The organism is Dyella nitratireducens (assembly GCF_014642835.1).
Classification (GTDB): domain Bacteria; phylum Pseudomonadota; class Gammaproteobacteria; order Xanthomonadales; family Rhodanobacteraceae; genus Dyella_B; species Dyella_B nitratireducens.
Genome location: NZ_BMJA01000002.1, coordinates 382,339 through 408,641 on the forward strand (window position 1 = coordinate 382,339; position 26,303 = coordinate 408,641).

The 26,303-nt window shown below is 60.9% G+C and carries 27 protein-coding genes and 2 tRNA genes; 20 read left to right on the top strand and 9 right to left on the bottom strand.

The window, feature by feature from the left end:
* The first annotated feature begins 1 nt into the window (after window position 1).
* Window positions 2-1,192: a sensor histidine kinase gene (locus IEX75_RS12680; protein ID WP_188794674.1), complete on the top strand. Its 1,191-nt coding sequence runs from the start codon at window positions 2-4 to the stop codon at window positions 1,190-1,192.
* On the top strand, window positions 1,189-1,791 hold the full coding sequence (locus IEX75_RS12685; protein ID WP_188794675.1) for a response regulator transcription factor: 603 nt from the start codon (window positions 1,189-1,191) through the stop codon (window positions 1,789-1,791). The genes IEX75_RS12680 and IEX75_RS12685 overlap by 4 nt, the downstream gene beginning before the upstream one ends.
* Window positions 1,792-1,842: 51 nt before the next feature.
* Here IEX75_RS12685 and IEX75_RS12690 read toward each other — a convergent pair whose 3' ends face one another.
* On the bottom strand, window positions 1,843-2,139 hold the full coding sequence (locus IEX75_RS12690; RefSeq protein ID WP_188794676.1) for a hypothetical protein: 297 nt from the start codon (window positions 2,137-2,139) through the stop codon (window positions 1,843-1,845).
* A gap of 318 nt (window positions 2,140-2,457) precedes the next feature.
* On the opposite strand from IEX75_RS12690, the gene IEX75_RS12695 reads away from it, so the two are divergent.
* From IEX75_RS12695 to IEX75_RS12710, 4 genes are all read left to right on the top strand, one after another.
* Window positions 2,458-2,533: transfer RNA gene (locus tag IEX75_RS12695), tRNA-His, on the top strand.
* 1 nt (window position 2,534) lies between these two features.
* Window positions 2,535-2,605: transfer RNA gene (locus IEX75_RS12700), tRNA-Asn, on the top strand.
* 391 nt (window positions 2,606-2,996) lie between these two features.
* Window positions 2,997-4,121 (top strand): slipin family protein, encoded by a 1,125-nt coding sequence (locus IEX75_RS12705; RefSeq protein WP_188794677.1) that lies wholly within the window; start codon window positions 2,997-2,999, stop codon window positions 4,119-4,121.
* Window positions 4,122-4,337: 216 nt separating this feature from the next.
* The gene (locus IEX75_RS12710) at window positions 4,338-5,561 is read left to right on the top strand and encodes an RtcB family protein (RefSeq protein WP_188794678.1); all 1,224 of its coding nucleotides are present in this window, start codon (window positions 4,338-4,340) and stop codon (window positions 5,559-5,561) included.
* A gap of 103 nt (window positions 5,562-5,664) precedes the next feature.
* Here IEX75_RS12710 and IEX75_RS12715 read toward each other — a convergent pair whose 3' ends face one another.
* Window positions 5,665-7,044, bottom strand: coding sequence for a M28 family metallopeptidase (locus tag IEX75_RS12715; protein ID WP_188794679.1), 1,380 nt, complete (start codon window positions 7,042-7,044; stop codon window positions 5,665-5,667).
* 144 nt (window positions 7,045-7,188) lie between these two features.
* Between IEX75_RS12715 and queA the strand changes: the two genes are divergently transcribed.
* From queA to motB, 7 genes are all read left to right on the top strand, one after another.
* On the top strand, window positions 7,189-8,220 hold the full coding sequence (gene queA / locus IEX75_RS12720) for a tRNA preQ1(34) S-adenosylmethionine ribosyltransferase-isomerase QueA (protein ID WP_188794680.1): 1,032 nt from the start codon (window positions 7,189-7,191) through the stop codon (window positions 8,218-8,220).
* A gap of 60 nt (window positions 8,221-8,280) precedes the next feature.
* A complete protein-coding gene (gene tgt / locus IEX75_RS12725) occupies window positions 8,281-9,405 on the top strand; it encodes a tRNA guanosine(34) transglycosylase Tgt (protein ID WP_188794681.1) in 1,125 nt (374 codons plus the stop codon).
* A gap of 159 nt (window positions 9,406-9,564) precedes the next feature.
* Complete coding sequence (yajC, locus tag IEX75_RS12730) at window positions 9,565-9,894, top strand: preprotein translocase subunit YajC (protein ID WP_188794682.1); 330 nt, start codon at window positions 9,565-9,567, stop codon at window positions 9,892-9,894.
* A 75-nt stretch (window positions 9,895-9,969) separates the two neighbouring features.
* On the top strand, window positions 9,970-11,889 hold the full coding sequence (gene secD, locus IEX75_RS12735; RefSeq protein WP_188794683.1) for a protein translocase subunit SecD: 1,920 nt from the start codon (window positions 9,970-9,972) through the stop codon (window positions 11,887-11,889).
* A 12-nt stretch (window positions 11,890-11,901) separates the two neighbouring features.
* Window positions 11,902-12,867: a protein translocase subunit SecF gene (gene secF, locus IEX75_RS12740; protein WP_188794684.1), complete on the top strand. Its 966-nt coding sequence runs from the start codon at window positions 11,902-11,904 to the stop codon at window positions 12,865-12,867.
* A gap of 210 nt (window positions 12,868-13,077) precedes the next feature.
* Window positions 13,078-13,950 carry a flagellar motor stator protein MotA gene (motA, locus tag IEX75_RS12745; protein WP_188794685.1) on the top strand — a complete coding sequence of 291 codons (873 nt, stop codon included), beginning with the start codon at window positions 13,078-13,080 and terminating at the stop codon, window positions 13,948-13,950.
* On the top strand, window positions 13,947-14,894 hold the full coding sequence (gene motB / locus IEX75_RS12750) for a flagellar motor protein MotB (RefSeq protein WP_423373023.1): 948 nt from the start codon (window positions 13,947-13,949) through the stop codon (window positions 14,892-14,894). The genes motA and motB overlap by 4 nt, the downstream gene beginning before the upstream one ends.
* A gap of 64 nt (window positions 14,895-14,958) precedes the next feature.
* Here motB and murU read toward each other — a convergent pair whose 3' ends face one another.
* From murU to IEX75_RS12770, 4 genes are all read right to left on the bottom strand, one after another.
* The gene (gene murU / locus IEX75_RS12755) at window positions 14,959-15,651 is read right to left on the bottom strand and encodes an N-acetylmuramate alpha-1-phosphate uridylyltransferase MurU (RefSeq protein WP_188794686.1); all 693 of its coding nucleotides are present in this window, start codon (window positions 15,649-15,651) and stop codon (window positions 14,959-14,961) included.
* Window positions 15,648-16,661: an aminoglycoside phosphotransferase family protein gene (locus IEX75_RS12760; RefSeq protein ID WP_188794687.1), complete on the bottom strand. Its 1,014-nt coding sequence runs from the start codon at window positions 16,659-16,661 to the stop codon at window positions 15,648-15,650. The genes murU and IEX75_RS12760 overlap by 4 nt, the downstream gene beginning before the upstream one ends.
* 129 nt (window positions 16,662-16,790) lie before the next feature.
* Window positions 16,791-18,131, bottom strand: coding sequence for an ammonium transporter (locus tag IEX75_RS12765; RefSeq protein ID WP_229720806.1), 1,341 nt, complete (start codon window positions 18,129-18,131; stop codon window positions 16,791-16,793).
* A 25-nt stretch (window positions 18,132-18,156) separates the two neighbouring features.
* Window positions 18,157-18,495, bottom strand: coding sequence for a P-II family nitrogen regulator (locus IEX75_RS12770; protein WP_188794688.1), 339 nt, complete (start codon window positions 18,493-18,495; stop codon window positions 18,157-18,159).
* Between the two features lie 253 nt (window positions 18,496-18,748).
* Here IEX75_RS12770 and IEX75_RS12775 point away from each other — a divergent pair, with 253 nt between their 5' ends.
* The 7 genes from IEX75_RS12775 (at window position 18,749) to IEX75_RS12805 (ending at window position 24,896) form a co-directional block, all read left to right on the top strand.
* Entirely contained in the window at window positions 18,749-19,207 is a 459-nt protein-coding gene (locus IEX75_RS12775) for an SUF system Fe-S cluster assembly regulator (protein WP_188794689.1), read from the top strand.
* On the top strand, window positions 19,204-20,670 hold the full coding sequence (gene sufB / locus IEX75_RS12780) for a Fe-S cluster assembly protein SufB (protein ID WP_229720807.1): 1,467 nt from the start codon (window positions 19,204-19,206) through the stop codon (window positions 20,668-20,670). Before IEX75_RS12775 ends, sufB begins: the two co-directional genes overlap by 4 nt.
* An 87-nt stretch (window positions 20,671-20,757) precedes the next feature.
* The gene (locus tag IEX75_RS12785) at window positions 20,758-21,108 is read left to right on the top strand and encodes a DUF2442 domain-containing protein (RefSeq protein WP_188794690.1); all 351 of its coding nucleotides are present in this window, start codon (window positions 20,758-20,760) and stop codon (window positions 21,106-21,108) included.
* Window positions 21,105-21,554 carry a lysozyme inhibitor LprI family protein gene (locus IEX75_RS12790; RefSeq protein ID WP_188794691.1) on the top strand — a complete coding sequence of 150 codons (450 nt, stop codon included), beginning with the start codon at window positions 21,105-21,107 and terminating at the stop codon, window positions 21,552-21,554. Before IEX75_RS12785 ends, IEX75_RS12790 begins: the two co-directional genes overlap by 4 nt.
* 1 nt (window position 21,555) lies before the next feature.
* The gene (sufC, locus tag IEX75_RS12795) at window positions 21,556-22,329 is read left to right on the top strand and encodes a Fe-S cluster assembly ATPase SufC (RefSeq protein ID WP_188794692.1); all 774 of its coding nucleotides are present in this window, start codon (window positions 21,556-21,558) and stop codon (window positions 22,327-22,329) included.
* A complete protein-coding gene (gene sufD, locus IEX75_RS12800) occupies window positions 22,326-23,639 on the top strand; it encodes a Fe-S cluster assembly protein SufD (protein WP_188794693.1) in 1,314 nt (437 codons plus the stop codon). Before sufC ends, sufD begins: the two co-directional genes overlap by 4 nt.
* A 9-nt stretch (window positions 23,640-23,648) precedes the next feature.
* Window positions 23,649-24,896: a cysteine desulfurase gene (locus IEX75_RS12805; RefSeq protein WP_188794694.1), complete on the top strand. Its 1,248-nt coding sequence runs from the start codon at window positions 23,649-23,651 to the stop codon at window positions 24,894-24,896.
* On the opposite strand, the gene IEX75_RS12810 is transcribed toward IEX75_RS12805, so the two are convergent.
* From IEX75_RS12810 to IEX75_RS12820, 3 genes are read right to left on the bottom strand one after another with little or no spacing between them, the layout of a single operon-like run.
* On the bottom strand, window positions 24,827-25,333 hold the full coding sequence (locus IEX75_RS12810; RefSeq protein WP_188794695.1) for a hypothetical protein: 507 nt from the start codon (window positions 25,331-25,333) through the stop codon (window positions 24,827-24,829). The genes IEX75_RS12805 and IEX75_RS12810 overlap by 70 nt on opposite strands.
* Window positions 25,330-25,899 carry an RNA polymerase sigma factor gene (locus tag IEX75_RS12815; RefSeq protein WP_188794696.1) on the bottom strand — a complete coding sequence of 190 codons (570 nt, stop codon included), beginning with the start codon at window positions 25,897-25,899 and terminating at the stop codon, window positions 25,330-25,332. The genes IEX75_RS12810 and IEX75_RS12815 overlap by 4 nt, the downstream gene beginning before the upstream one ends.
* Before the next feature lie 15 nt (window positions 25,900-25,914).
* Window positions 25,915-26,256 (bottom strand): hypothetical protein, encoded by a 342-nt coding sequence (locus IEX75_RS12820; RefSeq protein WP_188794697.1) that lies wholly within the window; start codon window positions 26,254-26,256, stop codon window positions 25,915-25,917.
* Between the last annotated feature and the right edge of the window lie 47 nt (window positions 26,257-26,303).

Consider the following 26,303-nt stretch of genomic DNA (forward strand, 5'->3'; position numbering starts at 1 on the left):
CATGAACATTACGACAGTCATGCGTACCTGGTTGGCGGCCGCGCCGGACTCAAGCGCGGCGGATGAGTTGCGGCAAGGCAAGGCGCCATGGGCTGTTCATTTGCTGTGGTCGACCTGGATTTTCATCACGCCGTTGCTCGATACCCAGGGTTATACGCTCAGCTGGTTCCTGTTTACGCTGGGTACGTATCCAATCTTCATAGCGGTGTATCTCAAGGCGCATTACGCTTCCTGCCGTCACATGCATTTCTACGGATTTGCCGTGGGCAGCCTCTGTCTGCTTACGCTGCCGTGGTATTCAAGCGGCCTCAGCTATTTCTTTTTCGCCTGCACGATGTTCATGAAATGGCGGGCGAGCTTTCGTGCGCGAGTTGGCCTGTTGCTGCTGATAAATGCGCTTTATATCGCCCTGGCGTGGCGGGCGGGTTATCCATGGGCGATGTTGATTTCCATGCCTACGATGGCTTTCATCATATGCGCCGTGATAGTTGTCGAGATCAAGAGCAGGGAGCGTGATGCGGCGCTGCGCTTGTCGCAAGAAGAGGTGCGCCGTTTGGCTGCGACGGCCGAGCGTGAGCGTATCGGCCGTGACTTGCATGATTTATTGGGACACACCTTGTCCTTGATCACCTTGAAGCTGGAGCTGTCACGCAAACTGTTCGACCGCGATAGCGCCGCTGCGCGGCGGGAGTTGGAAGAAGCCGAACGCGTCGCTCGTCATGCCTTGGCGGAAGTGCGCGCCGCCGTAACCGGCATCCGCTCGACGGATCTTGCTGCAGAACTTGCTTCAGCACGATTGCTGCTGGAATCGTCCGCCGTGCATCTAGACTACGGCGTTCTGCCCGATTCGCTGCCGCAGGATGTCGAGCGTATGCTCGCCCTGGTCATTCGCGAAGCGATGACCAATATCCATCGCCACGCAGACGCCACCGAGGCCTGTGTCCGTTTTACCCGTGCGGCAGATAGGCTGGACATGCAGATCAATGACAATGGAAAAGGCGGACTCGTTGCCCATGGCAATGGCATGAGCGGCATGTGCGAGCGGATATGCGCCATCGGTGGCAGCTTGCAGGTCGATTCGCCGCCACGCCGCGGCACGCGCTTGCTGATCAGCGTGCCGTTGCAGATGCAGAAAGGGCAAGTTCTGTCCGAGACGATCTCCCAAGACAATCTTGCCGGACGGGCAGCATGATCCGTGTATTGCTGGCTGAAGATCAGGCCATGGTACGAGGTGCGCTGTCGGCGCTGCTGAATCTCGAGTCGGATATCGAAGTGCTCGGTTCCGCATCCGACGGTGAAATGGCCTGGCGTGAAGTGCAGCGATTGAAGCCGGATGTGCTGGTGACCGATATCGAAATGCCGGGCCTTACCGGCTTGGAGCTGGCGCAGCGCATTCATCGCCAGGAGCTGCCGGTGAAGTGCATCATCGTGACAACATTTGCGCGCCCAGGATTTCTTCGCCGTGCGTTGGATGCGGGCGTATCGGGTTACTTGCTGAAGGATGCGCCGGCTGAAAATCTTGCTGAAGCCTTGCGCATGGTGCATCGCGGTGGTCGTTCGATCGATCCACAGCTTGCGCTGGAAGCATGGTCGGAAGCGGACCCCTTGAATGATCGCGAGCGGCAGGTGTTGCGCCTTGCCGGAGAAGGGCAATCTGCAACTGACATCGCCGCCAAGCTCAATCTATCGCATGGCACGGTGCGTAATTATCTTTCCGAGGCGATCGGCAAGTTGGGTGCGGCCAATCGTATTGAGGCGTATCGGTTGGCGCGGCAGAAAGGGTGGCTTTGATACGGGTATGTGATTAATAAAATCGTCATATGGCTTAGGAAATTTTCTTAGTTAAAAAATGCTTGCATTAAAAATAAAGCTCACGTAATGTTCGCGTCCTTCGCCAGCGTTGGCGAATTTATTCGAGGGTTTGCCATGCTTTATCACGTCGCCCAATTCGGTTTGCCGTCGCGAAATAACCGCGATGCGCTGCCGTGCGTGCGCGGTGGACGGCATGCCCCGATGATTTTCACTCATTGACCGATTCTCTCGCGGAGATCGGTCACCCCGATCTCCCGAGGCAACGCGAACGCCCTCGGGTTCCACACCCGGGGGCGTTTTGTTTTTGGCGTTTGCAGGGATGGTCATGCGAAAACTCACTATGAAACCGATCTATAGACGTTTTCTTTCGCTCTGAAGCACCCGGTGCGGGTCCGCGCCGAGGGAAAGGGCGCGGCTGCAACAGGCGCATGTGCGCTGCACCAGGGTGCTTCGGTGCGGGCAACAGGTAAATCGGGTTTCATCTATTCGGGCCCTTTGTGCCCACACGCATTGCCGATTGGAAACAGTCGGTAATACGCAGCATCAAAACGGCAGGTTTCAGCGGCAAGGGTTCAAAAAGCCCATCCGGTGCGCGGGGCTTTGCCTCGAGCGTATGCCGAAGCTTGTACGCCGGTGTTGCGATAGTCGACGTTAGCTCAGAAGGTAGAGCAACGGCATGTGATGCTGTTGGCCGCCGGTTCGAATCCGGCACGTCGAGCCACTGGATAGCTCAGATGGGTAGAGCATCGGACTGTTAATCCGACTGTCGCGGGTTCGACTCCCGCTCCAACCAGGGCGAAAGCCCTCCAACAGGAAACGCCCCGTGCGTGGGCTGGATGGCTTGCCAAGGAGGGCAATCGCCAGCCGCGCAGCGGATGCAGGACTGGATTTCCGTCTCGAGCCTGGGCGGATGGTCGTGAATATGCATCGGATGCGGCGCGCCGCCCGATGTATGGAAACGGTTATCTCCCCATGCAAGGCACGAATATCCCGCTTTGTGTGCGTCATGGGGTGTTTCCACTTTTTATTTTGTTCGGCGTTGATGATTTTATGCGCCGATTATCCCGAGAGGGAGGGCGCAGTGCGCTTGCGATTATGGAAATAAGTATCACGCATGAATGGTCTGCCAGCGTGATGGATTATCTCAAGCGGACCTAGTCGGGAAACTAAAAAGGAGTATTCCCATGTTATGGATCAAGCAAATCGTGATCGGCGACGGCGAGCGCGGTTTGCTGTATCGCAACCGTCGAGTGCGGGCCGTGTTGACGGCTGGCGTGTATCGTTACTTCGATCCATTGGATCGTATCGCCGTGGTCGTGCACAACGTTGCACGGCCGGAGTACAGCGGCAACGATGCCGAGGTGTTGATGGCATCGACAGACAGCGAGCTGACCAAGCACTTCCTGGTGGCCGATGTCGGGACCGATCAAGTTGGCCTGGTGTTGAAGAACGGCAAGCTTGAGGATGTGCTGGCACCGGGTACGCGTAAATTGTACTGGCACGCCTTGGTGCAGATCGAAGTGCAGCTGGTGTGGATGTCCGAATCGCTGGCCATCGATGCCAACGTGGTGGCGCGTCTGCGTCAGTTGGGTGCGCTGTCCAGGGTGGCCGTGACGGTCGACGTGCCGGCGGAATCGACCGGTCTCTTGTTCGTCGATGGCAAGCTGGTGCGTGCGTTGACGCCGGGTGCGTACGCCTTCTGGAACTTCCGCAAGAACGTGGCGGCCGAGGTGATCGACTTGCGCGTGCAATCGATGGAGGTGTCCGGCCAGGAGCTGTTGACGCGCGACAAGGTCAGCCTGCGTGTGAACCTCGCGGCCAGCGTGCGTGTGGCCGACCCGGTCGCTGCGCGTACCAAGGTTGCCAAGTATGGCGATTACTTGTACCGCGAGTTGCAATACGGCTTGCGCAAGGCGGTTTCCGTCAAAACGCTGGACGAACTGCTCGGCGACAAGGCTTCGCTGGATGCCGACATCTTCGCCTACGTGCACGGCCGTGTGAGCGAGCTGGGTCTGGATGTGCTCGGTGTGGGCGTGAAGGACGTGATCCTGCCGGGCGACATGAAGGAGATCCTCAACAGCGTGGTGCAGGCGGAAAAGGCGGCGCAGGCCAACGTGATCCGCCGTCGTGAAGAGGCGAACGCAACGCGTTCCTTGCTCAACACGGCCAGGTTGATCGAGGAAAGCCCGACGCTGATGCGCCTGAAGGAGCTGGAGGCCTTGGAAAAGGTCACCGAGAAGATCGACAAGCTCACCGTGTTCGGCGGCCTGGATGGCGTGCTGACACAGCTAGTGAGTCTCAAGCAATGAGAGCCTGTTTGACGCCCCATCGCAGCCCGTCTAGCCCCTGAGTAGCCGCCATGCGGCCGCGCGCGGCTTGACCAGGTAACCAGCCTGGCACTGCGCCACGCACGACCACCTGACGACTACTCAGGGGCTAGGCGAGCTACGCTGAGGCATCAAACGGGCTCTAACATTTGGCACGGCAAAGGGAGTTGCCGTGCCGATCCTCATGGATAAAGAAACATGGAAACGCAATCCCAATACGAACTGCTGCACGCCGAAGGCAGCGCCACGCCGATCAAGGGCTGGGTACGCGGCGTGCCGCTGGAAGATCAGGCACATCGCCAATTGCAGAACATCGCCGCATTGCCGTTCGTCGGCCCGTGGGTGGCGGTGATGCCAGATGTGCATCTTGGCAAGGGTGCAACGGTGGGTTCGGTCGTGCCGACACGCGGCGCGATCATTCCTGCTGCCGTAGGCGTGGACATCGGCTGCGGCATGGCCGCCGTACGTACCACGCTGAGCGCGAAGGACTTGCCGGACAATCTGGCGCAACTGCGTTCGAGCATCGAGCGCGGCGTACCGGTGGGCAACGGGCGCGGCGGCGATCATCACCGCATGCCGGCCAGCGTCGAAACGCGCCTGGGTGCGTCTGGACTGTATGAGCGCCTGGAAGCGATCAAGGCCAAGCATCGCCGCATCCGTACCGACAAGCTTGACAAACAGCTAGGCACACTCGGCGGCGGCAATCACTTTATCGAAATCTGTCTCGACGAGACCGATGCCGTGTGGGTGATGCTGCACTCCGGCTCGCGTGGCACCGGCAACCTGATCGGCACGTACTTCATCGAGCTTGCGCGCGAGCAATTGGCGCATCGCGTGCTCGGCTTCCATCTGCCGGACAAGGATCTCGCGTTCTTCATGGAGGGTGAGCCGCTGTTCGATGACTACGTGGAAGCGGTGTCCTGGGCGCAGGATTACGCGCGGCACAATCGTGAAGCGATGATGGCGCGCGTATTGGATGACATGCGCCATCGCCTGCCGAAGTTCCAGCTGGACAAGCTGGCCGTCAACTGTCACCACAATTACGTGCAGCGTGAAACGCATGGCGGCGAATCACTGCTGGTCACGCGTAAAGGTGCGGTGAGCGCCAGGGAGGGCGAGCTGGGCATCATTCCGGGCAGCATGGGCACGCGTAGCTACATCGTGCGTGGCAAGGGCAACCCGGAAAGCTTCCACAGCTGCAGCCATGGTGCGGGACGTGTGATGAGCCGTACCGCGGCGCGTCAGAGCATCACCTTGTCACAGCACCGCGAGGCGACGGCGCACGTCGAATGCCGCAAGGATGCGGGTGTGATCGACGAATCACCCGCGGCGTACAAGTCGATCGATGCGGTGATGGCTGCGCAGACCGACCTGGTGGAAGTGGTGCATACGCTGCGGCAGGTGCTTTGCGTAAAGGGTTAATGTCGAATAGGCCTGGCCGTAGGTTGGGGTGCAAACCCCAACATCCCTTGGCATGTATGCATGGCGATGTTGGGGTTTGCATCCCAACCTACACGGCGGCTTTTTATCGCGCCGCAGGCGCAGCAAAGCTGCCTGCATCTCCGGGAAACACTGCCGGGCTTTCATAACCGTCAGCAGAGACCGCGGAGACACCAAAGAACCAGTCGTCGATCACGACATCTTTCAACACGTAGTGGTCGACGTCACCCACGTTGCGGCTGTATTGCCACTGCGGCGCGGTGGTATCACGCCAATGCACACGGTAGCCGGCCGCGCCGGATACTTTCTGCCAGTTGAGCGTGGTGTCGGTAGCGACGGCGCCACTGATGGAAACGTGTACCGGTGGCGCCGGTGCGCGCGCCATGGAAGCCATGGTGATGATGTTCAAGGCGGCAACGCGTGCCAGATAGCGAAAGTCGATGCCATCGATCGTGTCGCCGTATTTCACGCCCTGTGCTTCGCGCACGTCCTGGTGTTGGTGCGTGTAATCCTCATGGCCTTCGGTGACACGTACGGCCGGATAGCCGGCTTCCAGAAACGGCACCTGATCGCCGCCGCGCCCGTAGCGGTCGGTGCGGTAGATCATGCGCACGTGCAAGTCGGGCATGTATTGATCGGCAAGCGCCGTCATGTAGCGCGCCACGTTGCGCGAGGGGGAGTCGACTTCACCGCCGAAGTAGTTGCGCACCTTGGCTTGCTCGGGTGTTTCCATGCTGCGCGTGCCTTCGCTGAATACGCGTACGGTGGTGTTGTCGAGCACACCATTCTGGCCATGGCTGTTGCCGATGATGTCGTTGTTGAGATCGGCTTCAACTTGCCAGCCTTGCGCTTTGGCGTAGTCGGCCAACACCTTGCCGCCGTATAGCCCCTGCTCCTCGCCGGACAGCACCGCGAAGACCAGGGTGGCGCGGTTGTCGCGCTTGGCTAGCAACCGTGCCGCCTCGATGAGTGCCGCTACGCCCGAGGCATCGTCGTTTGCGCCGGGCGCATCGCTGGTGGCGTTCATGACATCGCTCACGCGCGAATCCAGGTGACCGGTCATCACGATCACCCGTTGCGGATCGCCACTGCCGCGTTTGATCGCTACCACATCCATCACCTCGGTGGGTTTCGGAATGCGCTTGCCGGTGACGGTTTGCGACGGCGTGACGATTTCCAGGCAACCGCCGCAATCGTGCGAGATGGCTTGGAAGCGGGACTGTACCCAGTGCCGCGCCGCGCCGATGCCGCGAGTGGGCGAGGTGGTATCGGAGAGGGTATGGCGCGTGCCGAAGCTGACCAGCGTGGCAATGGTGTCGTGCAGTTGAGCTTCGTCCGGTGCGGTGGCCAATGCGTGCAAATCGGCTTGTTCGTGTGGATAGGCCGGGGCGGTTTGCGCCTGGCAGGCATGGCCATACAGTGCAATGAGCAGGGCAAGCGAGCAGGGAAGGGCATAGCGGGGCATGGGCTTTCCTTGTGCTTTTGGCATGGGCGCCGGTGATGGACCGGGATTGTGCACCATGTGCCTGCGCTCGGTGCCGCGGGCTATGGCGGCAAGCAAAGCGCGACGTTTGGGCGATAATGCGCCACCCCTGTCCAACGCCGTGCCGTGAAGAAAACCGATTTCAACTTCGATCTTCCACCTGAGTTGATCGCACAAGAACCGCTGTCCCAGCGCAGCGCCAGCCGCCTGCTGATGCTCAACGTACCCACGCGCACCTGGCAGGACCGGATGTTCCGCGACTTGCCCGCGCTGCTACGCAAGGGCGACTTGTTGGTGTTCAACGACACGCGCGTGCTGCCGGCACGCTTGTATGGGCAGAAACCGAGCGGCGGTGCCGTGGAGATTTTGATCGAGCGCGTGACCGGCGCGCACGAAGCTACCGTGCAACTTGGCGTAAGCAAGAAGCCGCGCGAAGGCACGGTGATCATCCTTGCCGATGGCAGTCATGCCACGGTGCTGGGGCGCGACGAGAGCTTTTTCCGCTTGCGGTTCGAATCACCTGAGCCGCTGGAGCGCCTGCTGGCGAGACTGGGTGAGATGCCTTTGCCGCCCTATATCTCGCGGCATGCGGATGCCAGCGACCTGGAGCGCTACCAGACGGTGTACGCACGCGAACCTGGTGCGGTGGCGGCACCGACAGCGGGTTTGCATTTCGACGAAGTCCTGCTGAAACAGTTGCGCGAGATGGGCGTTGATTTCGGCTACGTCACCTTGCATGTGGGCGCAGGTACGTTCCAGCCGGTGCGCACGGAAGATCTCTCGCACCACAAGATGCACCGCGAGTGGTTGAACGTGGGCGCGGGGCTGCTTGAGCAAATCAAGCACACGCGTCGCGCCGGCGGCCGTGTGATTGCGGTGGGCACAACGGTGGTGCGCGCGTTGGAAAGCGCTACGGTGGAGGGTGAACTGCGCCCCTTCGCAGGCGAAACGCAGATCTTCATCTTCCCCGGTTATCGCATCACCAGCGTCGATGGATTGATCACCAACTTCCATCTGCCGCAATCGACGTTGCTGATGCTGGTGTCCGCGCTGGCCGGGCGGGAATTCATTCTTGGGGCCTATCGGCACGCGGTTGAAGCGCGGTATCGGTTTTTCTCGTATGGGGATGCCATGCTGATTCTGCCGCATGGGCAGTAACGACGCGGTTCTTCACTCCTACCAAGGGGCTGCAGAGCCATGGGATGTCATAATCTCCCGATGACCTCCATGCATTTCGATCTTCTCGCCACCGATGGCGACGCGCGCCGCGGTCGTCTTACCTTCGACCGCGGCACCGTGGAAACGCCGGCTTTCATGCCCGTCGGTACTTATGGCTCGGTGAAAGCCATGACGCCACGCGACCTGCTCGAGGTAGGTGCCGAGATCATCCTCGGCAATACCTTCCATCTGTTTCTGCGCCCCGGTCTGGACATCGTCGGCGAGTTTGGCGGGCTGCATCGTTTTATCGGCTGGAACAAGCCGATCCTTACCGACTCCGGCGGCTTCCAGGTATTTTCGCTGGCGCACAAGCGCAAGATCACTGAGCAGGGCGTAACGTTCGCCTCGCCGGTGGACGGTTCCAAGGTATTTCTGTCGCCGGAAGAATCCATGCGCATCCAGACCGTGCTGGATTCGGACATCGTGATGATCTTCGACGAGTGCACGCCCTATCCCGCTACGGAAAACGTTGCCGCAGAGTCGATGGAGCTGAGCCTGCGCTGGGCGGAACGTTCGCGCCGCGCCTTCGACGATTTGAAAAATCCCCATGCGCTGTTCGGCATCGTGCAAGGGAGCGTCTACGAAAACCTGCGCAAGCGCTCGGCCGAGGGACTGATCCAGATCGGCTTCGACGGCTACGCCATCGGCGGGCTGGCGGTGGGCGAGCCGGAGGCGGAGCGCAATCACACGTTGGACATCACCGTGCCGTTGTTGCCGCAGGATCGGCCGCGTTACCTGATGGGCGTGGGCCGGCCGGAGGATATTGTCGAGGCTGTTCGTCGCGGCATCGACATGTTCGATTGCGTGATGCCCACCCGCAATGCGCGCAACGGTTTCTTGTTCACCTCGCAGGGCACGCTGCGCATCCGTAACGCCAAGTACGCCAACGATACCCGCGTCATCGAGGACGGCTGCGAGTGCTATGCCTGCAGCCAAGGTTTCAGTCGCGCCTACCTGCGCCATCTGGACCGCTGCAATGAGATCCTGGGTAGCCAACTCGCCACCATCCATAACCTGCATCACTACCAGCGCCTGATGGCCGGCTTGCGCGAGGCCATTGCGGCGGGGTCGCTGGGGGACTTCGTGACCGAGTTCTATGCCCGGCGGCAGGGTGTGACGGAGTAGCGAAACCCTGCCTGCCGGCCGTTGTCTCAGGGGCACGCGCCTTGGCCCGGCTGGGCTTTCGCGCCGTGCATAGCTCCGGGGCGCATGGCATAATCCGACGTCTTTTATTTGGCTTGCGGCAAAAACTTCAGTCGTAGCCACAACTTGCGGGATAAGTAGATGATTCTTCCGACGACTTTCGTACTGGCGCAGGCAGCGCCAGGAGCGGCCAATGGCGGCCTATCCATGCTGATCATGATGATCGTGCTGTTCGGCCTGATGTATTTCATGATGATCCGCCCGCAGATGAAGCGGCAGAAGGAACATCGCCAGATGATGTCCGGCCTGGCCAAGGGCGACGAGGTGGTCACCAATGGCGGCATCGCCGGTCGCGTCGATGACGTAGGCGAGACCTTCATCACGGTCGAGATCGCACCGAACGTGAAGGTCAAGCTGCAAAAGGGCGCGGTTCAGCAGGTTCTGCCCAAGGGCACGCTGAAGTCGTCCTGATCGCCAGGCAACTCTTCCCAACTTATTAATTCACGTTATCCGCGGCGAGCGCCGCGGTTCATTCGGATGCAAGGCATGAGTGATTTTCCTCGCTGGAGATACTTTCTGGTCGCCATCGTATTGGTGGTGGGCATCCTGTACGCACTGCCGAACGTTTATGCACCGCTGCAGGCTGTGCAGGTAACGCCCGCGCAAGGTACGACGCTCGATCCGACGGTGGAGCAGAAAGTCATCACTGCGCTGCAGACGGCCAAGCTTCCGTATGTCAACGAAAGCCTCAAGCACGATCCCAGCCGCGGTGACTACATCGTGGTCGGCTTCACCAACGGCGATCAGCAAAAGAACGCGGCCGATGCGTTGAAGGCAGCCTTGGGCGAGAACTACAACGTCGGCTTCAACCTGGAATCCACCGTACCGCGCTGGCTTGGCATGATCGGTGGCCGCTCCATGCCGCTAGGCCTGGACTTGCAGGGTGGCGTGCGCTTCCTGATGGCGGTCGACCAGAACGACATCATCGATCGGCAGGAAAACCGCTATACGCAGGACATCACCGCGCTGCTCAAGGAAAGGAAGATTCCTTTCGTAGCCGTATCGCGCAATGCCACGCGCGGGCAGGGCGTGAATGTGGTGCTTAGCTCCGCGGCTGATCGCACGGCAGCCAGTGATGCCATTGCCACGGAATACACCGACCTTGCCGTGACGGATGGCCAGAGCACCGGCGACCGTTTCGTGCTCAATGCCATCATCAAGCCGGACAAGCTGCGTGATCTGCAAGTCAATGCAATCCGCCAGAACCTAGCTACGCTGAGCAACCGCATCAACGCGCTGGGCGTGTCCGAACCGGTGATCCAGGCGCAGGGCGAGGACCACATCTCGGTGGAACTGGCTGGTGTGCAAGATCCGGCTGAAGCAAAGAAGGTGATTGGCGCGACTGCCACCTTGCAATACGTGGCTGGGCTGGGCGAAGCGCGTTTCAACGGCAGGGATTGGGCGGGTGATCAGACGGTGGCAGACGCCGTCCGCACAGGCAACATTCCGCCTGACGCGCATCTCTATTACAACCCGGACAACACGGTGGCTTACCTGGTCAGCAAGAACATCATCGCCAGCGGTGATGAGCTGGTGGACGCTTCGTCGGGCAACGACCAGCAAAGCGGTTCGCCCAGCGTGAACGTCACGCTGAACTCGGTCGGCGCCGCCAAGATGCTCGATTTCACCCGCGACAACGTCGGCAAGCCGATGGCCGTGGTGTATGTAGAAAGCACCACCGACACCAAGATTGTCGACGGCAAGGAAGTGCGCACGCCCAAGACCACCTACCAGGTGATCAACTACGCCACCATCCAGGGCGTCTTCAGCAACAAGTTCCAGACCACTGGTTTGGGCAGCCCCAAGGCCGCCTCGGACCTGGCGCTGATGCTGAAGGGCGGCTCGCTTGCCGCGCGCATGGATATCGTGCAGGAAGGCGTGATCGGCCCCAGCCTCGGCCAGGACAACATCGACAAGGGTCTCATGGCGGTGCTGTTGGGCCTGGCCCTGGTGCTGGTGGCCGCGGCGATCTACTACAAGCTGTTCGGCCTGGTGGCGGACGTGGCGCTGTTCTTCAACCTGGTGATCCTGATCGCGGTGATGTCGGCGATCGGCGTGACGCTCACCATGCCGGGCATCGCCGGTATCGTGCTGACGCTGGGTATGGCGATCGACGCCAACGTGCTGATCTGCGAACGCGTACGTGAGGAATTGCGCAATGGTTCCACGCCGCTGGCAGCGATCCGCGCAGGTTATGAAAAAGCCTGGGCGACCATTCTCGACGCCAACGTCACCCACCTTATCGCCGCGCTGGCACTGACCACGATGGGCTCCGGCCCGATCAAGGGCTTCGGCGTCACGCTGCTGATCGGTATCCTGACTTCGATGTTCACCTCGGTCACGGTCACCCACGCGATCACTGCGCTGATCCATCACGGGCGCAAGCTCAAGACGTTGTCGGTGTAATCGGAGACGCCCATGGAAATTTTCAATCACAACGCCAACGTCCACTTCCTGGGGCTGCGCAAGATCAGCATCGGCATTGCGATCCTGCTGATGATCGTCTCGATCGCCTTGCTCGCCACCCGTAGCCTCAACTACGGCCTGGATTTCACCGGTGGCGTCAGCATGGAAGTCACCTACGACAATCCGGTCTCGATCGAAGATGTTCGCAGTGCCCTGGACAAGGGCGGCATCGAGAACGCCGTCGTGCAGAGCGTAGGCGGTACCCGCCATGTGTCGATCCGCTTCCAGCCCAAGGACGACAAACACTACGCGCTGCAGGAGGGCAAGTCGCCCAACCTCGACCTGATCGCCAACGACGTGGCCAAGGCGGTGCAGGCGGCACGTTCGGATGCCAAGATCGCCGGCAAGGACTACGTCGGTCCGCAGGTGGGTGAACAACTGCGCAGCGATGGCGTTACCGCAGCGATCTTCGTGATCATCGGCATTGGTATCTATCTGTGGATCCGCTTCGAGCGTCGTTTCGCCATCGCCGCGCTGGCTACCGAAGTGCATGATGTGCTGGTGACGCTGGGTGTGATCTCGCTGGTGCAGCGCGAATTCGACATGACGGTGCTGGCTTCCGTGCTCGCCGTGATCGGTTACTCCATCAACGACAAGGTGGTGGTGTTCGACCGTATCCGTGAACTGTTCCGTTCCTCGCGCAAGGCGGATCCGGAAGAAGTTCTCAACCGCTCGATCAACAGCACGCTGTCGCGAACCATCATCACCTCGCTGTTCACCAGTATCGCGATGGGTGCGCTGTACTTCTTCGGCGGCCCGTCCGTGCATGGTTTTGCGATCACCATGTTGATCGGCATCCTGGTTGGTACCTTGTCGTCGATCTTTGTCGCTAGCCCGATCTTGCTGTGGCTGGGCGTATCGAAGAAGGACCTGATGCCCGTGAGCAAGGAAAATCCGGAACTGGCGCGTCGTCCGTAATTCATGGCGTCACGTGCATACGAAAAAGCGGCCCGGTCATCCGGGCCGTTTTTTTATAGCTTGTTGCCGTGCAAGTGACGCAATCGGCGTGCACATGACAAAAATTTGCACTTGATCTGCATCACATTACACAAACGTTTCGACCTAAATTTTGCACTTCGCCGGTCGATAAGCACTGGGTAGGACGCTAACGTCCCGAACGGAGTCCCCATGCTTGTCCTGATTGGTTCCCTGGTGGTGCTTTCCTGCGTACTGGGTGGTTACCTGATGTCGCATGGCCATATTCTCGCGCTGTGGCAGCCGAGCGAGCTGATGATCATCGGCGGTGGCGCCATCGGCGCATTTCTGTCGGCCAACCCACTGAAGATCGTGAAGGGTGTGCTGCATAACGTCGTCGCGCTGTTCAAAGGGCCGAAGTACCGCAAGCAGGATTACGTGGATCTGCTGTCGTTGCTGTACGACATCTTCAGTGTGATGCGCAAGCAAGGCTTGCTTGGCTTGGAATCGCATATCGAAGATCCGCAATCGAGCCCGATCTTCAGCGCCTATCCTCGCCTGGTGAAAGAACATCATCTGATCGAATTCACCACCGACTGCCTGCGCCTGATGGTGGGTGGCAACATGAATCCGCATGAGTTGGAACAGTTGCTGGAGGTGGAGCTGGAAACCCATCAGCACGATGCGGAAGCACCTGCGCTGGCCGTGACGAAAATGGCTGATGCCTTGCCGGGTTTCGGCATCGTGGCGGCGGTGCTCGGCATCGTCACTACCATGTCGCAATTGGGCGGCGATACCTCGCAGATTGGCGAACATATCGCAGGCGCGCTGGTCGGTACCTTCCTCGGGATTTTACTGTGCTATGGCTTTATCGGTCCGTTGGGCGCAGCGATGGAAAGCCGCGTGCACGAAGACGGCAAAGCGTTCGAATGCGTCAAGGTAGCCTTGCTGGCCTGTCTGCGTGGTTACAACCCGAAAGTCGCGGTCGAATTTGCGCGCAAGACGCTGTCACCGCAGGCACGGCCGAATTTCCAGGATTTTGAAGATCACTTGAAGGATGCCGCGCGCGCCGGAGCATCGGCGTGAGCGAGCAGGATCGCGACATGCTGATCGTGGTGCGCCGTTCACGGCGCAAGAAGCACGGTCACCATGGCGGCGCGTGGAAAGTGGCCTATGCCGACTTTGTCACGGCGATGATGGCGTTCTTCTTGGTGATGTGGCTGCTCGGCGTGGGCACGCGCCAACAACGCGCCGCCATCGCCGAATATTTCAAAAATCCCAGCATGACACCAGGCACGGCAACGGTGGCCCCGCCCGGCAAGCTCGGCCCCGGTGGTGCCAGCGACAGCATGATCAAGCTCGGCGGCGCCATGGACATCTCGCACGGTGCCGGCAAGGACCGCCGCGCCGCCACGCCGATGACTCCAGCGGATGTGGAGAAGCTGGCACGTGAGCGCGAAAAGGAGCGCCTGGAAAACTTGATGCAGCAGATGCACGCCGCCATCGAGAAAAGCCAGGCATTGGAGCCGTTCAAGGATCAACTGCTGCTCGACATCACACCGGAAGGCTTGCGCATCCAGATCGTGGATAAGCAGAATCGCCCGATGTTCGCGACCGGCAGCGCGATGCTGGAGCCTTATACCGTGGCGATCCTGCATGAGCTGGCAGGCTTTATCGATCAGGCACCCAACAAAGTCAGCATTTCGGGCCATACCGATGATGCGCAGTACAGCAACGGCAGCCAGTACGGCAACTGGGAGCTTTCCGCCGACCGCGCCAACGCCGCGCGGCGCGCACTGCTGGATGGCGGGCTTGAAGCCGGAAAGATCGCGCGCGTGGTGGGGTTGGCGGACTCGGTGTCGTTCGACAAACTCAATCCGAGCGATCCGATCAATCGCCGCATCAGCATCATCATGATGACCAAGCAGGCGCAGGATGCGGCGTTGTCGCAGGAAGAAGCAGAAGCGACGCCGCCTCCCACGATACCCGCGCCGGTGACGATCAAACCGCTTGCCTCGGGTGCTCCGTAGGTTGGGGTGCAAACCCCAACATCGCTATGCATATGGGGCGACAGGTTGGGGTTTGCACCCCAACCTACGTATTAAGCGCCGCCAACCTTTCAGGCGAACCTACATCCGTCCACTCGCCATGGTGATGGCTGCCACTTACCTCATCCCGCTGCATCGCCGCTCGCAATAGCGGTGCAAGCTTGAAGCGTGGATGCCTGTCGTCCATGGAGTCGTGCTGATTGATAACGGCGTACCAATCGCTCAAAAGCTCACGCCGATACACACCAATGCCGCTATAGGTCAGCCGCCTCTCGCCTTCATCGTGCAGCTTGCCATGCTCATCCAGCGCAAAGTCACCCTGCGGATGATGCGGCGGGTTGTCCACCATCAGCAGATGCGCAAGGCCGTTCGGTTCCGCTGGCAGCGCACTAAAATCCGCATCCGTCCATACATCGCCGTTGATCACGATAAACGGTTCCGGTCCCAATAATGGCAGTGCATTAAGCATGCCGCCGCCGGTTTCAAGCGGTGTAGGGCCTTCATACGCATAGCGAATGCGCAAGCCCCACGCTGAGCCATCGCCCAGTGCTTCCGGAAACTGCTCAGCCAGATGCGAGGTGTTGATCACCACGTAACGCACGTCGATCGCCGCGAGCTTTTCCAGATGCCAGGCGATCAGCGGTTTACCGCGCGCGAGCAGCAAGGGCTTGGGTGTGTGGTTGGTCAATGGACGCATGCGTTCGCCCAATCCTGCTGCGAAAATCAATGCATGCCTCATGCGCGGGTCACCTGGGTAAGGTCCCGGCCTTCGGCATATCGCTCGATCAAGGCGGCGAAGTCGGCCAGCTCCGGATAGCTGCGCGCCACCGATACCACGTAGTGATAGACGCGCGGCACGTCGGCGAGATAACCCGGCTTGCCGTCGCGATACCACAAGCGATAGAACTGGCCGAGCACACGCACGTGGCGATGCAGACCGGTGAGATCGAACCAGCGCAGGAAGCGTTCGCGATCAATGTCATCGCCAATCGTGCCGGCATGACGCAAGCGCTGCCGATAAGACTCCACCCAGCGCTCCACACGCTCGCGTGGCCACACGATATAGGCATCGCGCAGCAACGAAGCAAGGTCGTAGGTCATCGGGCCAGCGAGTGCACCTTGGAAATCGATAATGCCCGGATTGTTCTGCTCGACCACCAGCAGATTGCGGCTGTGATAGTCGCGATGCACGAAACAGCGTGGCTGTTCCTGTGCGTTGTGAATGATCACGTTGAACGCCGCTTCCAGCACGTCCCATTCATCGCAGGCAGGCGTGTGATCAAGATGACGGCCAAGAAACCACTCTGGCATCACTTCCAATCCGCGTACCAGCACGTCGCGATTGAAAGGCGGCAGATCGCGATAGTCCATGCGCGTCTGCATCAGCAGCAGGGCGTCCATCGCGTCGCCGTAGAGGGCATCGGCGTTACGTTCGTTGAGCTCGCTGAGATAAAGCCGTATGCCGAGATCTTCGATCAGCAGGAAACCCTGTTCGAGATCCTGCGCTTGTACGGCCGGCACGTGCAGGCCGGCGGCGGCGAGTTGCTGGCCGATCTTCAGCCACGGGCGCGGGTCTTCCTGCGCGGGCGGCGAATCCATCACGACCCAGCTGCGGCCGTCGTGGTGCGTGCGCCAGTAGCTGCGAAAGCTGGCGTCGGAGGAGGCGGGTTCGAGTGTTAGCGAAGGATCGCCAAGCGCTGCGCGCGTCCAGGCGAGGCGGGCAGCAGAGCGATCGGTGGTGCTTTGCATAGGGAGATTGGTTGCGGACACGCGCAAAGCTTAGAGCCTGCATGCATCAAACGCACCGTGCGTAATGTTTGTCTCCCAGAGATCAACTCCCTCCCCTGTAAGCAGGGGAGGAGAAAATGAGATGCAACATCAGGACAGGTTGTACGCCCGTTCCTCATGCTCCGCGATATCCAGGCCCACCTGCTCCTGCTCAGGCTCAATACGCAAACCAAGCGTCACATCCACCAGTTTCAGGATCACCCAGCTGAGCGCGCCGCTCCACACGATGGTGAAGCCCACACCCTTCGCCTGAATCCACAACTGCAACAGCGGCGAGGTCACGGCGCTATCGAAACCGCCCAGTTTGGGCGCAGCGAATACCCCGGTCAGCAGTGCGCCGATGATGCCGGCTATCGCGTGTACACCGAAGACGTCCAACGTATCGTCATAGCCCAGCTTGTGTTTGAGGCGCGTCGCGGTGAAGAAGCACACCGCACCCGCTGCGAAGCCGATGATCAGCGCTCCGGCAGGCCCTGCCGTGCCCGCTGCCGGCGTGACCGCCACCAACCCGGCTACCGCACCCGACGCGGCGCCGAGCACGCTGGCGCGCTTGTGCACGAACCACTCCACCGCCACCCAGCCGATCACCGCGGCAGCCGTAGCGATCTGCGTCACCAGCATCGCCATGCCGGCGTTGCCATTGGCGGCTACCGCGGAACCGGCGTTGAAGCCGAACCAGCCCAGCCAGAGCAGGGCTGTGCCGATCACCGTATAGCCCAGGTTGTGTGGCGGCATATGCGTATGCGGCCAACCCCGGCGCTTGCCGATCACCAGGCAGGCGACCAGCCCCGCGATGCCAGCATTGATGTGCACCACCGTGCCGCCCGCGAAATCCAGCACGCCCAGATCGCCCAGCAGCGAACCCGGACCGCTCCACACCATATGCGCGATCGGGAGATAGACGAACGTGAGCCACAAGCCGGAGAACCACAGCATGGCGCTGAATTTCATGCGCTCGGCATAGGCGCCGATGATCAGCGCCGGCGTGATGATGGCGAAGGTGAGCTGGAACATCACGAACACGCTTTCCGGCACCGTCTGGTAAAGCGTGTTGGGTGTGAGCCCCGCCAGCATCACGCGGTCGAAAGCGCCGAGGAACGAATGCCAGTTGGTGACACCCGCGTGCATGCCTTCGGTGCTGAAGGCCAGCGAATAGCCGTACGCCATCCACAGCACCGTCACCAAGGCGGTAAGGGCCAGGCACTGCATCATCACCGATAGCAGGTTCTTGGCCCGCACCATGCCGCCGTAGAACAGCGCCACACCGGGAATCGTCATCATCAGCACGAACGCGCTGGCAACGATCATCCAGGCGGTGTCGCCCGCATTGAGCGCCGGTGCAGGCGTGGCCTGCGCAAAAGCCGGCATGGTCAACCCGGCTGCGAGTACGGCGGCGGCAAGCCGCAAAACATGTCGATACTTACCCATCATCCCCCGTTCCCCGTTTTCCCGCATGTCAAAGGGCATCTGCGTCCACTTCCTGCGTACGGATGCGAATCACCTGTTCCAGGTCGCTCACGAAAATCTTGCCGTCGCCCACCTTGCCGGTCTTTGCCGCGCGGATGATCGCCTCGACGGCCAGCTCGACCTGGTCGTCGGCCACGGCAATCTCGATCTTCAGCTTGGGCAGGAAATCGACGACGTACTCGGCGCCGCGGTACAGCTCGGTGTGGCCGCGCTGCCGGCCGAAGCCCTTCACCTCGGTCACGGTCATGCCTTGCACGCCGGCTTCGCCCAGGGCCTCGCGCACATCGTCCAGGGTGAAGGGTTTGATGATCGCGGTAACCCATTTCATGCGCGGCGGCTCCAGATGGTTTTGTTGCAACACAGCAGATTGCGTGCCAAGCGCAGCATGGGCTCAGCGGATCGCTTAGTGGCGCCAGTTCCTGGCATGTTGATGGAGCGCGGGCGAGCCATATGCGAACAATCTGGTGCATTCATTGCTCCATCATGGTGCAAGCCGTATACGGCCGCTTGCCGGCTATTTGACCGTTTCGTGTCGAATCAGTACCATTTCAGTCCGAATTAAGCGGTGTCCTCCTTTCCCTATGTTTCGTGTCAGCCGACTGACGGACTACGCCACCGTGGTGATGACTTGCATCGCCGCGCACCCGGGCGATGTCGTCAGCACGGCCCAGATCGCCGAAGAGGCGCATCTGGAACTGCCGACGGTCAGCAAACTGCTGAAGTCGCTGGGGCATGCCGGGCTGGTGGACTCCTTCCGCGGCGTCAACGGCGGCTACCGCCTGGCGCGGCCGGCGCAGGAGATCAGCCTGGCTGACATCGTCGAGGCGATCGAAGGCCCGCTCGGCATGACCGAATGCACCCTCAGCGAAGGCCAGTGCGAGCGCGAAGCCCAATGCGGCGTGCGCGGCAGCTGGCAACGTATCAACCACGTACTCGACAACGCCCTGCGCGCGATGAGCCTGGCCGACATGCTGCACCCCGCGCCGCCGGCCGTTGCCACCGTGGCGCTTACCGAATTGAAAGGCAGGACAGCATCATGACCATCGAGAACGATAGCCCCGTCGTGCTGCGCGACAACGCCGAAGTCGCTGCCGCGCTCGGCCGTCGCTACGAAGCCGGCTTCGTCACCGAGATCGAAACAGACAGCCTGCCGCCGGGCTTGTCGGAAGACATCGTGCGCCAGCTGTCGGCATTGAAGGGCGAGCCGGCGTGGATGACCGAGTGGCGCCTGAAGGCCTATCGCCACTGGCTGACCATGCCGATGCCGAACTGGGCCAAGCTCAACATCGCGCCGATCGATTTCCAGGCGATCAGCTACTACGCCTCGCCGAAGAACAAGCCGAAGTCGCTCGACGAGGTCGATCCGAAACTGCTGGAAACCTACGACAAGCTCGGCGTGCCGCTGCATGAGCGCGCCAAGCTCGCGGGTGTGGCAGTGGATGCTGTATTCGACTCGGTGTCGGTAGGCACCACGTTCCGCAAAGAACTGGCGGAAGCCGGCGTGATCTTCTGCTCGATGAGCGAAGCCATCCGCGAACATCCAGAACTGGTGCAGAAGTACTTGGGCAGCGTCGTGCCGACCGGCGACAACTACTTCGCCGCGCTCAACTCGGCCGTGTTTTCCGATGGCTCGTTCGTGTTCATCCCGAAGGGCGTGCGCTGCCCGATGGAACTGTCCACATACTTCCGCATCAACGCCGGCCACACCGGCCAGTTCGAGCGCACGCTGATCATCGCGGAAGAGGGTGCCTACGTTTCCTACCTGGAAGGCTGCACCGCGCCGATGCGCGACGAGAACCAGCTGCACGCTGCGGTGGTGGAACTGGTCGCGCAGGAAAAAGCGCAGATCAAATACTCGACTGTGCAGAACTGGTATCCCGGCGACGAAGAAGGCCGCGGCGGCATCTACAACTTCGTCACCAAGCGCGGCGATTGCCGCGGCGATGATGCCAAGATTTCCTGGACGCAGGTGGAAACCGGTTCGGCGATCACTTGGAAGTATCCGAGCTGCGTGTTGCGCGGCGACCGCTCGGTGGGCGAGTTCTACTCGGTGGCGCTCACGCACCATCGCCAGCAGGCCGACACCGGCACCAAGATGATCCACATCGGCAAGGGCACCAAATCCAAGATCGTGTCCAAGGGCATCAGCGCCGGCAAAAGCTCCAACAGCTATCGCGGCCTGGTGAAGGTGGAAAAGGGTGCCGAAGGTGCACGCAACTACACGCAGTGCGATTCGCTGCTGATCGGCAAGAAATGCGGTGCGCACACCTTCCCCTACATGGAAGTGAAGAACCCCACCGCCATCGTCGAGCACGAAGCCACCACCTCGAAGATCTCCGACGACCAGCTCTTCTACTGCCGCTCGCGCGGCATCAGCGAGGAGGACGCGGTGTCGATGATCGTGGACGGCTTCTGCAAGCAGGTCTTCCGCGAGCTGCCGATGGAGTTTGCGGTGGAGGCGAAGAAGTTGTTGGAGATTTCGCTGGAAGGAGCGGTGGGCTAACCCTTCTTCTGCCTCTCCTCTGGAGTGGGGGCGAATCTCGCGACAACGCTGCTTCTTGGCAATGAATTAAAAGACAAACCATTCGTTATGACTACATGCGTTACAGCAAGCGCAGCCCCTCACCCCAACCCTCTCCCCGGCGGGGAGAGGGGGGCTGCATCGTGGCGCGTGGTGGCTGTTACAGCCATGCCTGCTTATCGCCTGGATGTGCGTTTTCGCGATGGGACGTCCGGTATTGTCGATATGTCGGCCCTGGTGAACAGCGATTCAGCGGGTGTGTTTCTGTCGCTTCGTGAGCCGGCCGTGTTCTCGGCGGTTCGAATCGAGTTGGGCGCCTTGGCATGGCCTGGCGAGATTGACCTTGCACCCGATGCGCTCTATGCGTCGATCAAAGCGAAGGGTGACTGTGTTCTTTCTGCGGAAGGAGTCGTGCAATGAAAGCCGTATCGATGTTCTTGCTGATCCTCGCACTTCCCGTCAGTGCGCTTGCGGCAGGTGCGGACGTTGCTTGCTACGCAACACCTTCGCAAGCCGGCCTCAATGCCTGTGCTGCTTCCGAATTGACCAAGGCAAACCAGCAGCTCAACAAGGTGTGGAAGGCCATCCTGGTCAAATACAAAGACCAGCCGGTGTTCCTGGAAAAACTCAAGGCGTCGCAAAAGCTGTGGCTGCAATTCCGGGATGCGGAAGTCGCCGCGCATTTTCCGGTGGGCAAGGGTGAAGATCCCTCCGCTCAATTCGGTTCGGTTTACCCCATGTGCGTGAGCCAGTTGCAAACGGACCTCACGCAGCAGCGCACCCAGCAACTGCAAGCTTGGCTAAATGGCGCACAGGAAGGTGACGTGTGCGCGGGTTCCATCAAAAATTCTGCGGATTTGAAGTGACATGCTGAAGATCGAAAACCTGCACGCCCGCGTCGAGGGCAAGGACATCCTCAAAGGCCTTACGCTCACGGTGAACCCGGGCGAGGTGCACGCCATCATGGGGCCGAACGGCGCCGGCAAGTCGACGCTGGGTAATGTGCTGTCCGGGCGCGATGGCTATGAAGTCACTGCCGGCTTCGTCAGCTTCGAAGGCCGCGATCTGCTCGCGCTGGAACCGGAAGAGCGCGCCGCCGCCGGCGTGTTCCTCGCATTCCAATACCCGGTGGAAATCCCCGGCGTGAACAACACCTACTTCCTGCGTGCCGCGCTCAACGCACAGCGCAAACAGCGTGGCGAGGCGGAACTGGATTCCATGCAGTTCTTGAAGCTGGTGCGCGAGAAGTTGAAGATCATGCAGATCTCCGACGAGCTCTTGCATCGCGCCGTCAACGAGGGTTTCTCGGGCGGCGAGAAGAAGCGCAACGAGATCTTCCAGATGGCCGTGCTGGAGCCGAAGCTGGCGATTCTCGATGAGACCGACTCAGGCCTCGACATCGACGCGCTCAAGCAAGTGGCGCAGGGTGTGAACGCATTGCGTTCGCCGGATCGCGCCTTCCTGGTCATCACGCACTACCAGCGCCTGCTCGACTACATCGAGCCGGATTTCGTGCACGTGCTGGCGGATGGCCGCATCGTGGAGAGCGGCGACAAGACGCTGGCGCTCAAGCTGGAAGAACATGGCTATGCCTGGGTCGCCGAGCGCGACCCTGCTTTGACCAGCGAGGCGCGTGCATGAGCCAGTCGCCGGCATCCGTGCCTTTTATCGACGCGTTGCGCGAGGCATCCAGCCTGCGTTTGCCCGGCAGCGGGCTGGCCTGGCTGGATACGGCGCGGCGCGAAAACCTGGAGGCGTTCATCGCGGCAGGCTTGCCGGATACGCGCGCGGAAGCGTGGAAGTACACCGCGTTGCGCGCGCTGGCGCAGCGGCGTTTCGCGCTGGGCGATTCGGCGGCGGCTACGCATCCGGTCGACTCCTATGCGCTGGCGTTGCCGGGCATGGACGGTCCGCGCCTGGTGTTCGTCAACGGCGTGTTCCGCGCCGATCTGTCGAAGCTTGAAGCACTGCCGCCTGGGCTGTCGCTGCAGCCGCTTTCCAAGGTGCTGCAGAACGATCCTGAGCCGCTGCGCTTCGCACTCAGCCGCCATTACCGAGAAGCCGGCGACGCGTTCGCGCGGCTCAACGCAGCGCTGGCGGGTGATGGCGTGGTGTTGCGCGTGGCGGCGGGCGCGCGTATCGGCAAGCCGATTCATCTGTGTTTTGTGGGTACGCCTGCGCAGACCGATGTCGCCTGGCATGTGCGCAACGTGATCGAACTTGGCGAGGGCGCCGAACTCGACCTGGTCGAGCATCATCTGGCCACCGCACAACACAAGCACCTTGGTACGCTGGTGAGCGAGATCATGGTGCGCGACGGCGCCAAGCTGCAGCACACGCTGTTGCAGAACAGCGGCGATGAAAGCACCTTGATCCGCCGCGGCAGCGTGCATCTCGGTGCCAAATCGCAAGCCATGCTGCACGTGCTGGAACTGGGCGGTGCATTGGTGCGCCATGACCTGCACGCCGAACTACGTGGCGACGAAGCGCGTTTCGATACGCGCGGCGTATTCGTTCTGCGCGGTCGCCAGCATATCGATACGCAGCTCTCGATCAACCATCAGGCGCTCAACACCGCTTCCGAATCCATCTGGCGTGGCGTTGCGGACGAGCGTGCACGCGGCGTATTCCGTGGCGCGATCGTCGTGGCGCAAGGTGCCGACGGCAGCGATGCCAGCCTCAACAACAAGAACCTGTTGCTGTCGCCGCTGGCCGAGATCGACACCAAGCCGGAACTGGAAATCTACGCTGACGAAGTGAAAGCCGCGCACGGCGCCACCGTCGGCCAGCTCGACGAGCGCGCGCTGTTCTATCTGCGTTCGCGTGGCCTGCCGCAAGCCGAAGCTCGCGCGCTGCTCACGGCCGCATTCTGCCGCGCCGTGTTTACGGCGCTACCGAACGAAACGCTGCGCGATCACTTCTCCAACGCCTTGCTCGCGCATCTGCCCTGATTTGCCGATATGAACCTCAAGCCCAGCCATCCCTCCACCCACTTCGATGTACAGCGCGTGCGCGCGGATTTCCCGCTGCTGTCGCGTACCGTGCATGGCAAGCCGCTGGTGTATTTCGACAACGCCAACACCAGCCAGAAGCCGCGGCAGGTGATCGAAGCGGTCGACAGGCACTATCGCGAACACAACGCGAACGTGGCGCGCGCAGTACATCAGCTGGGCGAGGAAGCCACGGCTGCGTACGAGGACGCGCGCGACAGGCTGGCCGGGTTCATCAACGCCACCTCGCGCAACGAATTGGTGCTCACCTCCGGCACCACGCAATCGATGAATCTGGTGGCGTACAGCTATGCGCTGCCACGGTTGCAGCCGGGTGATGCCATCGTCACCACCGTGATGGAACATCACGCCAATATCGTGCCGTGGCAGCTCGTTGCCGCGCGTGCAGGCGCGACGGTGAAAGCGGCGCCGATCGATCAGAATGGCGAGCTGATCCTCGAGAAATTCTTCGAGCTGCTCACCTCGGATGTGAAGCTGGCCTGTGTCGCCCATGTGTCCAATGTGCTGGGCACGGTGAACCCGGTGCGCGAGATCGCACGCGAATGCCGCAAACGCGGCATTCCGCTGGTCGTGGATGGCTCCCAGGCGCTGCCGCATCGTCCGGTGGACGTGCAGGCGCTGGGCTGCGATTTCTATGCGATTACCGGCCACAAGATGCTGGCCCCCACCGGCACCGGTGCGTTGTGGGCGAAGCGAGAACATCTGCAAGCCATGCCGCCGTTCTTCGGCGGTGGCGAGATGATCCGTGAAGTGCGCTTCAATGGCACCACGTTCGCCGATCCGCCGCACAAGTTCGAAGCCGGCACGCCGAACATTGCCGGCTTCGCCGGCGTGGGCGCAGCGATCGATTATTACCAGGGCCTCGGCTTCGATGCGATCTGCGCGTGGGAGTCCGAGTTGCTTGCCTACGCCACTGAGCGCCTGCGTGATATCCCCGGCGTGCGTATCTTCGGCGAAGCCAAAGAAAAAGAACCGGTGATTTCCTTCCTGATCGAGGGCGCACAAGCCACCGATATGGCAACGCTGCTCGACCTGGAAGGCGTGGCGGTACGTTCAGGCCACCATTGCGCGCATCCGCTGATGCAGTTCTACGGTGTGCCGGCAACGCTGCGGGCATCGCTCGCGTTCTACAACACGCGCGAGGAAGTGGATGCGTTTATTGCCGCGCTGCTGAAGGTGCGCAAATTGCTGATGTAATGAAGAAGGCGATGTTGGGGTTTGCACCCCAACCTACGAGTCACAGCTGGCAGCTTGCCAAGCAGCGCAGGCAACGTGAAACAGATCGCCAGCGCCACCAGCCACGGGTTGGACAGCCAGGCCTGCAACAGGCTGCTGTAGCGCACGATCAGTCCAAGCAACACAACGGCCAACGTGCCGAGCAACGCCCAGCTCAGGTAAAGCTCCAGCCGCATAGTGTCGGCTGGGCGACGACGAATTTCCTTGGCGACCTGGCTGGCGAAATCGGGCGGCAAGTCTTCGTCCAGCGGTTGCCGCAACGCACGTACGACAGCTCGATAACGTTGCAGTGTTGCATCATCGCGGGCGTCCAGCCCGAGACGTTCGGCTCGAGCGGCTTGTTCCTGCAACGCCCATTCGCGTTCCATGGCGTCATCGCGTGGTGTTTCGTGATTCATGGCGACACCCCATATACAGTCTCCAACTGCTCGCGCAAGCGAAGCCGCGTGCGGAACAGATGGCTCTTGATCGTGCCGGTCGCAAGCCCGGTGATATTGGCAATCTCGTCGATGGACAGCTCGTCCAGATGATAAAGCGTAAGCACGGTGCGTTGCAGCGGGGGCAGGGCTTCAATGGCCCTGTGCAGGCACGCCGCAACTTCACTGTCGCTATAGGCGGTTTCCAGGTCGAAACCATCGCTCAGGTTCTCGACCGGATCGAGTGAGTCTTCGCCCCGGCCGGGATCGAGCACCGTAATGCGCTTTCGTTCCAGATAACGCAGCGCCACGGTATAAGCGATACGTCCAATCCAGGACTTCAAGCCGCTTTCGTAGCGATATTGCCTGAGATGCTGATGCACGCGCAGAAACGTCTCCTGGCATAACTCGCGTGCGTCCTCCGGATGACGCACCATGCGATAGATGATGTGCCAGCACAACCCCTGATACTCGCGCACCAGCCGTTCGAACGCACTGGGTGCGTTCGCCAACACAGCTTCGACAAGCTGTCGATCCTGATGGCTCATCCGCTGTGATGCCAATCAGCTGAAACGTCGTGCGAGCATGAAGAACAGGAGAGAACCAAGGCCGAAGGCGCCCAGCAGCATCGCCACCACGCCTGGATTGATCTCGTTCCAGCCCATGGCCTGGATGATGCCAAAGCCGACGGCTTCCATGAGGGTGAGAATGCCCCAGCGCAATGCCGACATCTGGTCGCGATGCGCATCGCCGTGCACCACGGATTCCACCAGTTCCTTCGAACTGCAGACCTGCAGCATCTTGACACGCAAGCGTGCAGTCACCAGCAGTCTCACGGCGTACGTAATACCAAAGGTGATACACAGGAACAGCACGATCGGAATGATCTCGCCTTTGTCCATCATCTACTCCCGATAAAGCGCGTCGAACACGACGCCAGTGAGTATAGAGA

Coding starts and splice junctions, on each gene's coding strand:
- IEX75_RS12705 (WP_188794677.1), top strand. CDS start 2,997: ATGTTATGGATCAAGCAAATCGTGATCGGCGACGGCGAGCGCGGTTTG.
- motA (WP_188794685.1), top strand. CDS start 13,078: ATGCTTGTCCTGATTGGTTCCCTGGTGGTGCTTTCCTGCGTACTGGGT.
- IEX75_RS12775 (WP_188794689.1), top strand. CDS start 18,749: ATGTTTCGTGTCAGCCGACTGACGGACTACGCCACCGTGGTGATGACT.
- IEX75_RS12765 (WP_229720806.1), bottom strand. CDS start 18,131: ATGATGGGTAAGTATCGACATGTTTTGCGGCTTGCCGCCGCCGTACTC.
- IEX75_RS12805 (WP_188794694.1), top strand. CDS start 23,649: ATGAACCTCAAGCCCAGCCATCCCTCCACCCACTTCGATGTACAGCGC.
- IEX75_RS12760 (WP_188794687.1), bottom strand. CDS start 16,661: ATGCAAAGCACCACCGATCGCTCTGCTGCCCGCCTCGCCTGGACGCGC.
- IEX75_RS12815 (WP_188794696.1), bottom strand. CDS start 25,899: ATGAGCCATCAGGATCGACAGCTTGTCGAAGCTGTGTTGGCGAACGCA.
- secD (WP_188794683.1), top strand. CDS start 9,970: ATGAGTGATTTTCCTCGCTGGAGATACTTTCTGGTCGCCATCGTATTG.
- IEX75_RS12690 (WP_188794676.1), bottom strand. CDS start 2,139: ATGACCATCCCTGCAAACGCCAAAAACAAAACGCCCCCGGGTGTGGAA.
- secF (WP_188794684.1), top strand. CDS start 11,902: ATGGAAATTTTCAATCACAACGCCAACGTCCACTTCCTGGGGCTGCGC.
- IEX75_RS12820 (WP_188794697.1), bottom strand. CDS start 26,256: ATGATGGACAAAGGCGAGATCATTCCGATCGTGCTGTTCCTGTGTATC.
- sufC (WP_188794692.1), top strand. CDS start 21,556: ATGCTGAAGATCGAAAACCTGCACGCCCGCGTCGAGGGCAAGGACATC.
- IEX75_RS12810 (WP_188794695.1), bottom strand. CDS start 25,333: ATGAATCACGAAACACCACGCGATGACGCCATGGAACGCGAATGGGCG.
- IEX75_RS12710 (WP_188794678.1), top strand. CDS start 4,338: ATGGAAACGCAATCCCAATACGAACTGCTGCACGCCGAAGGCAGCGCC.
- yajC (WP_188794682.1), top strand. CDS start 9,565: ATGATTCTTCCGACGACTTTCGTACTGGCGCAGGCAGCGCCAGGAGCG.
- IEX75_RS12680 (WP_188794674.1), top strand. CDS start 2: ATGAACATTACGACAGTCATGCGTACCTGGTTGGCGGCCGCGCCGGAC.
- IEX75_RS12790 (WP_188794691.1), top strand. CDS start 21,105: ATGAAAGCCGTATCGATGTTCTTGCTGATCCTCGCACTTCCCGTCAGT.
- IEX75_RS12770 (WP_188794688.1), bottom strand. CDS start 18,495: ATGAAATGGGTTACCGCGATCATCAAACCCTTCACCCTGGACGATGTG.
- IEX75_RS12685 (WP_188794675.1), top strand. CDS start 1,189: ATGATCCGTGTATTGCTGGCTGAAGATCAGGCCATGGTACGAGGTGCG.
- IEX75_RS12715 (WP_188794679.1), bottom strand. CDS start 7,044: ATGCCCCGCTATGCCCTTCCCTGCTCGCTTGCCCTGCTCATTGCACTG.
- murU (WP_188794686.1), bottom strand. CDS start 15,651: ATGAGGCATGCATTGATTTTCGCAGCAGGATTGGGCGAACGCATGCGT.
- sufD (WP_188794693.1), top strand. CDS start 22,326: ATGAGCCAGTCGCCGGCATCCGTGCCTTTTATCGACGCGTTGCGCGAG.
- sufB (WP_229720807.1), top strand. CDS start 19,204: ATGACCATCGAGAACGATAGCCCCGTCGTGCTGCGCGACAACGCCGAA.
- tgt (WP_188794681.1), top strand. CDS start 8,281: ATGACCTCCATGCATTTCGATCTTCTCGCCACCGATGGCGACGCGCGC.
- IEX75_RS12785 (WP_188794690.1), top strand. CDS start 20,758: ATGACTACATGCGTTACAGCAAGCGCAGCCCCTCACCCCAACCCTCTC.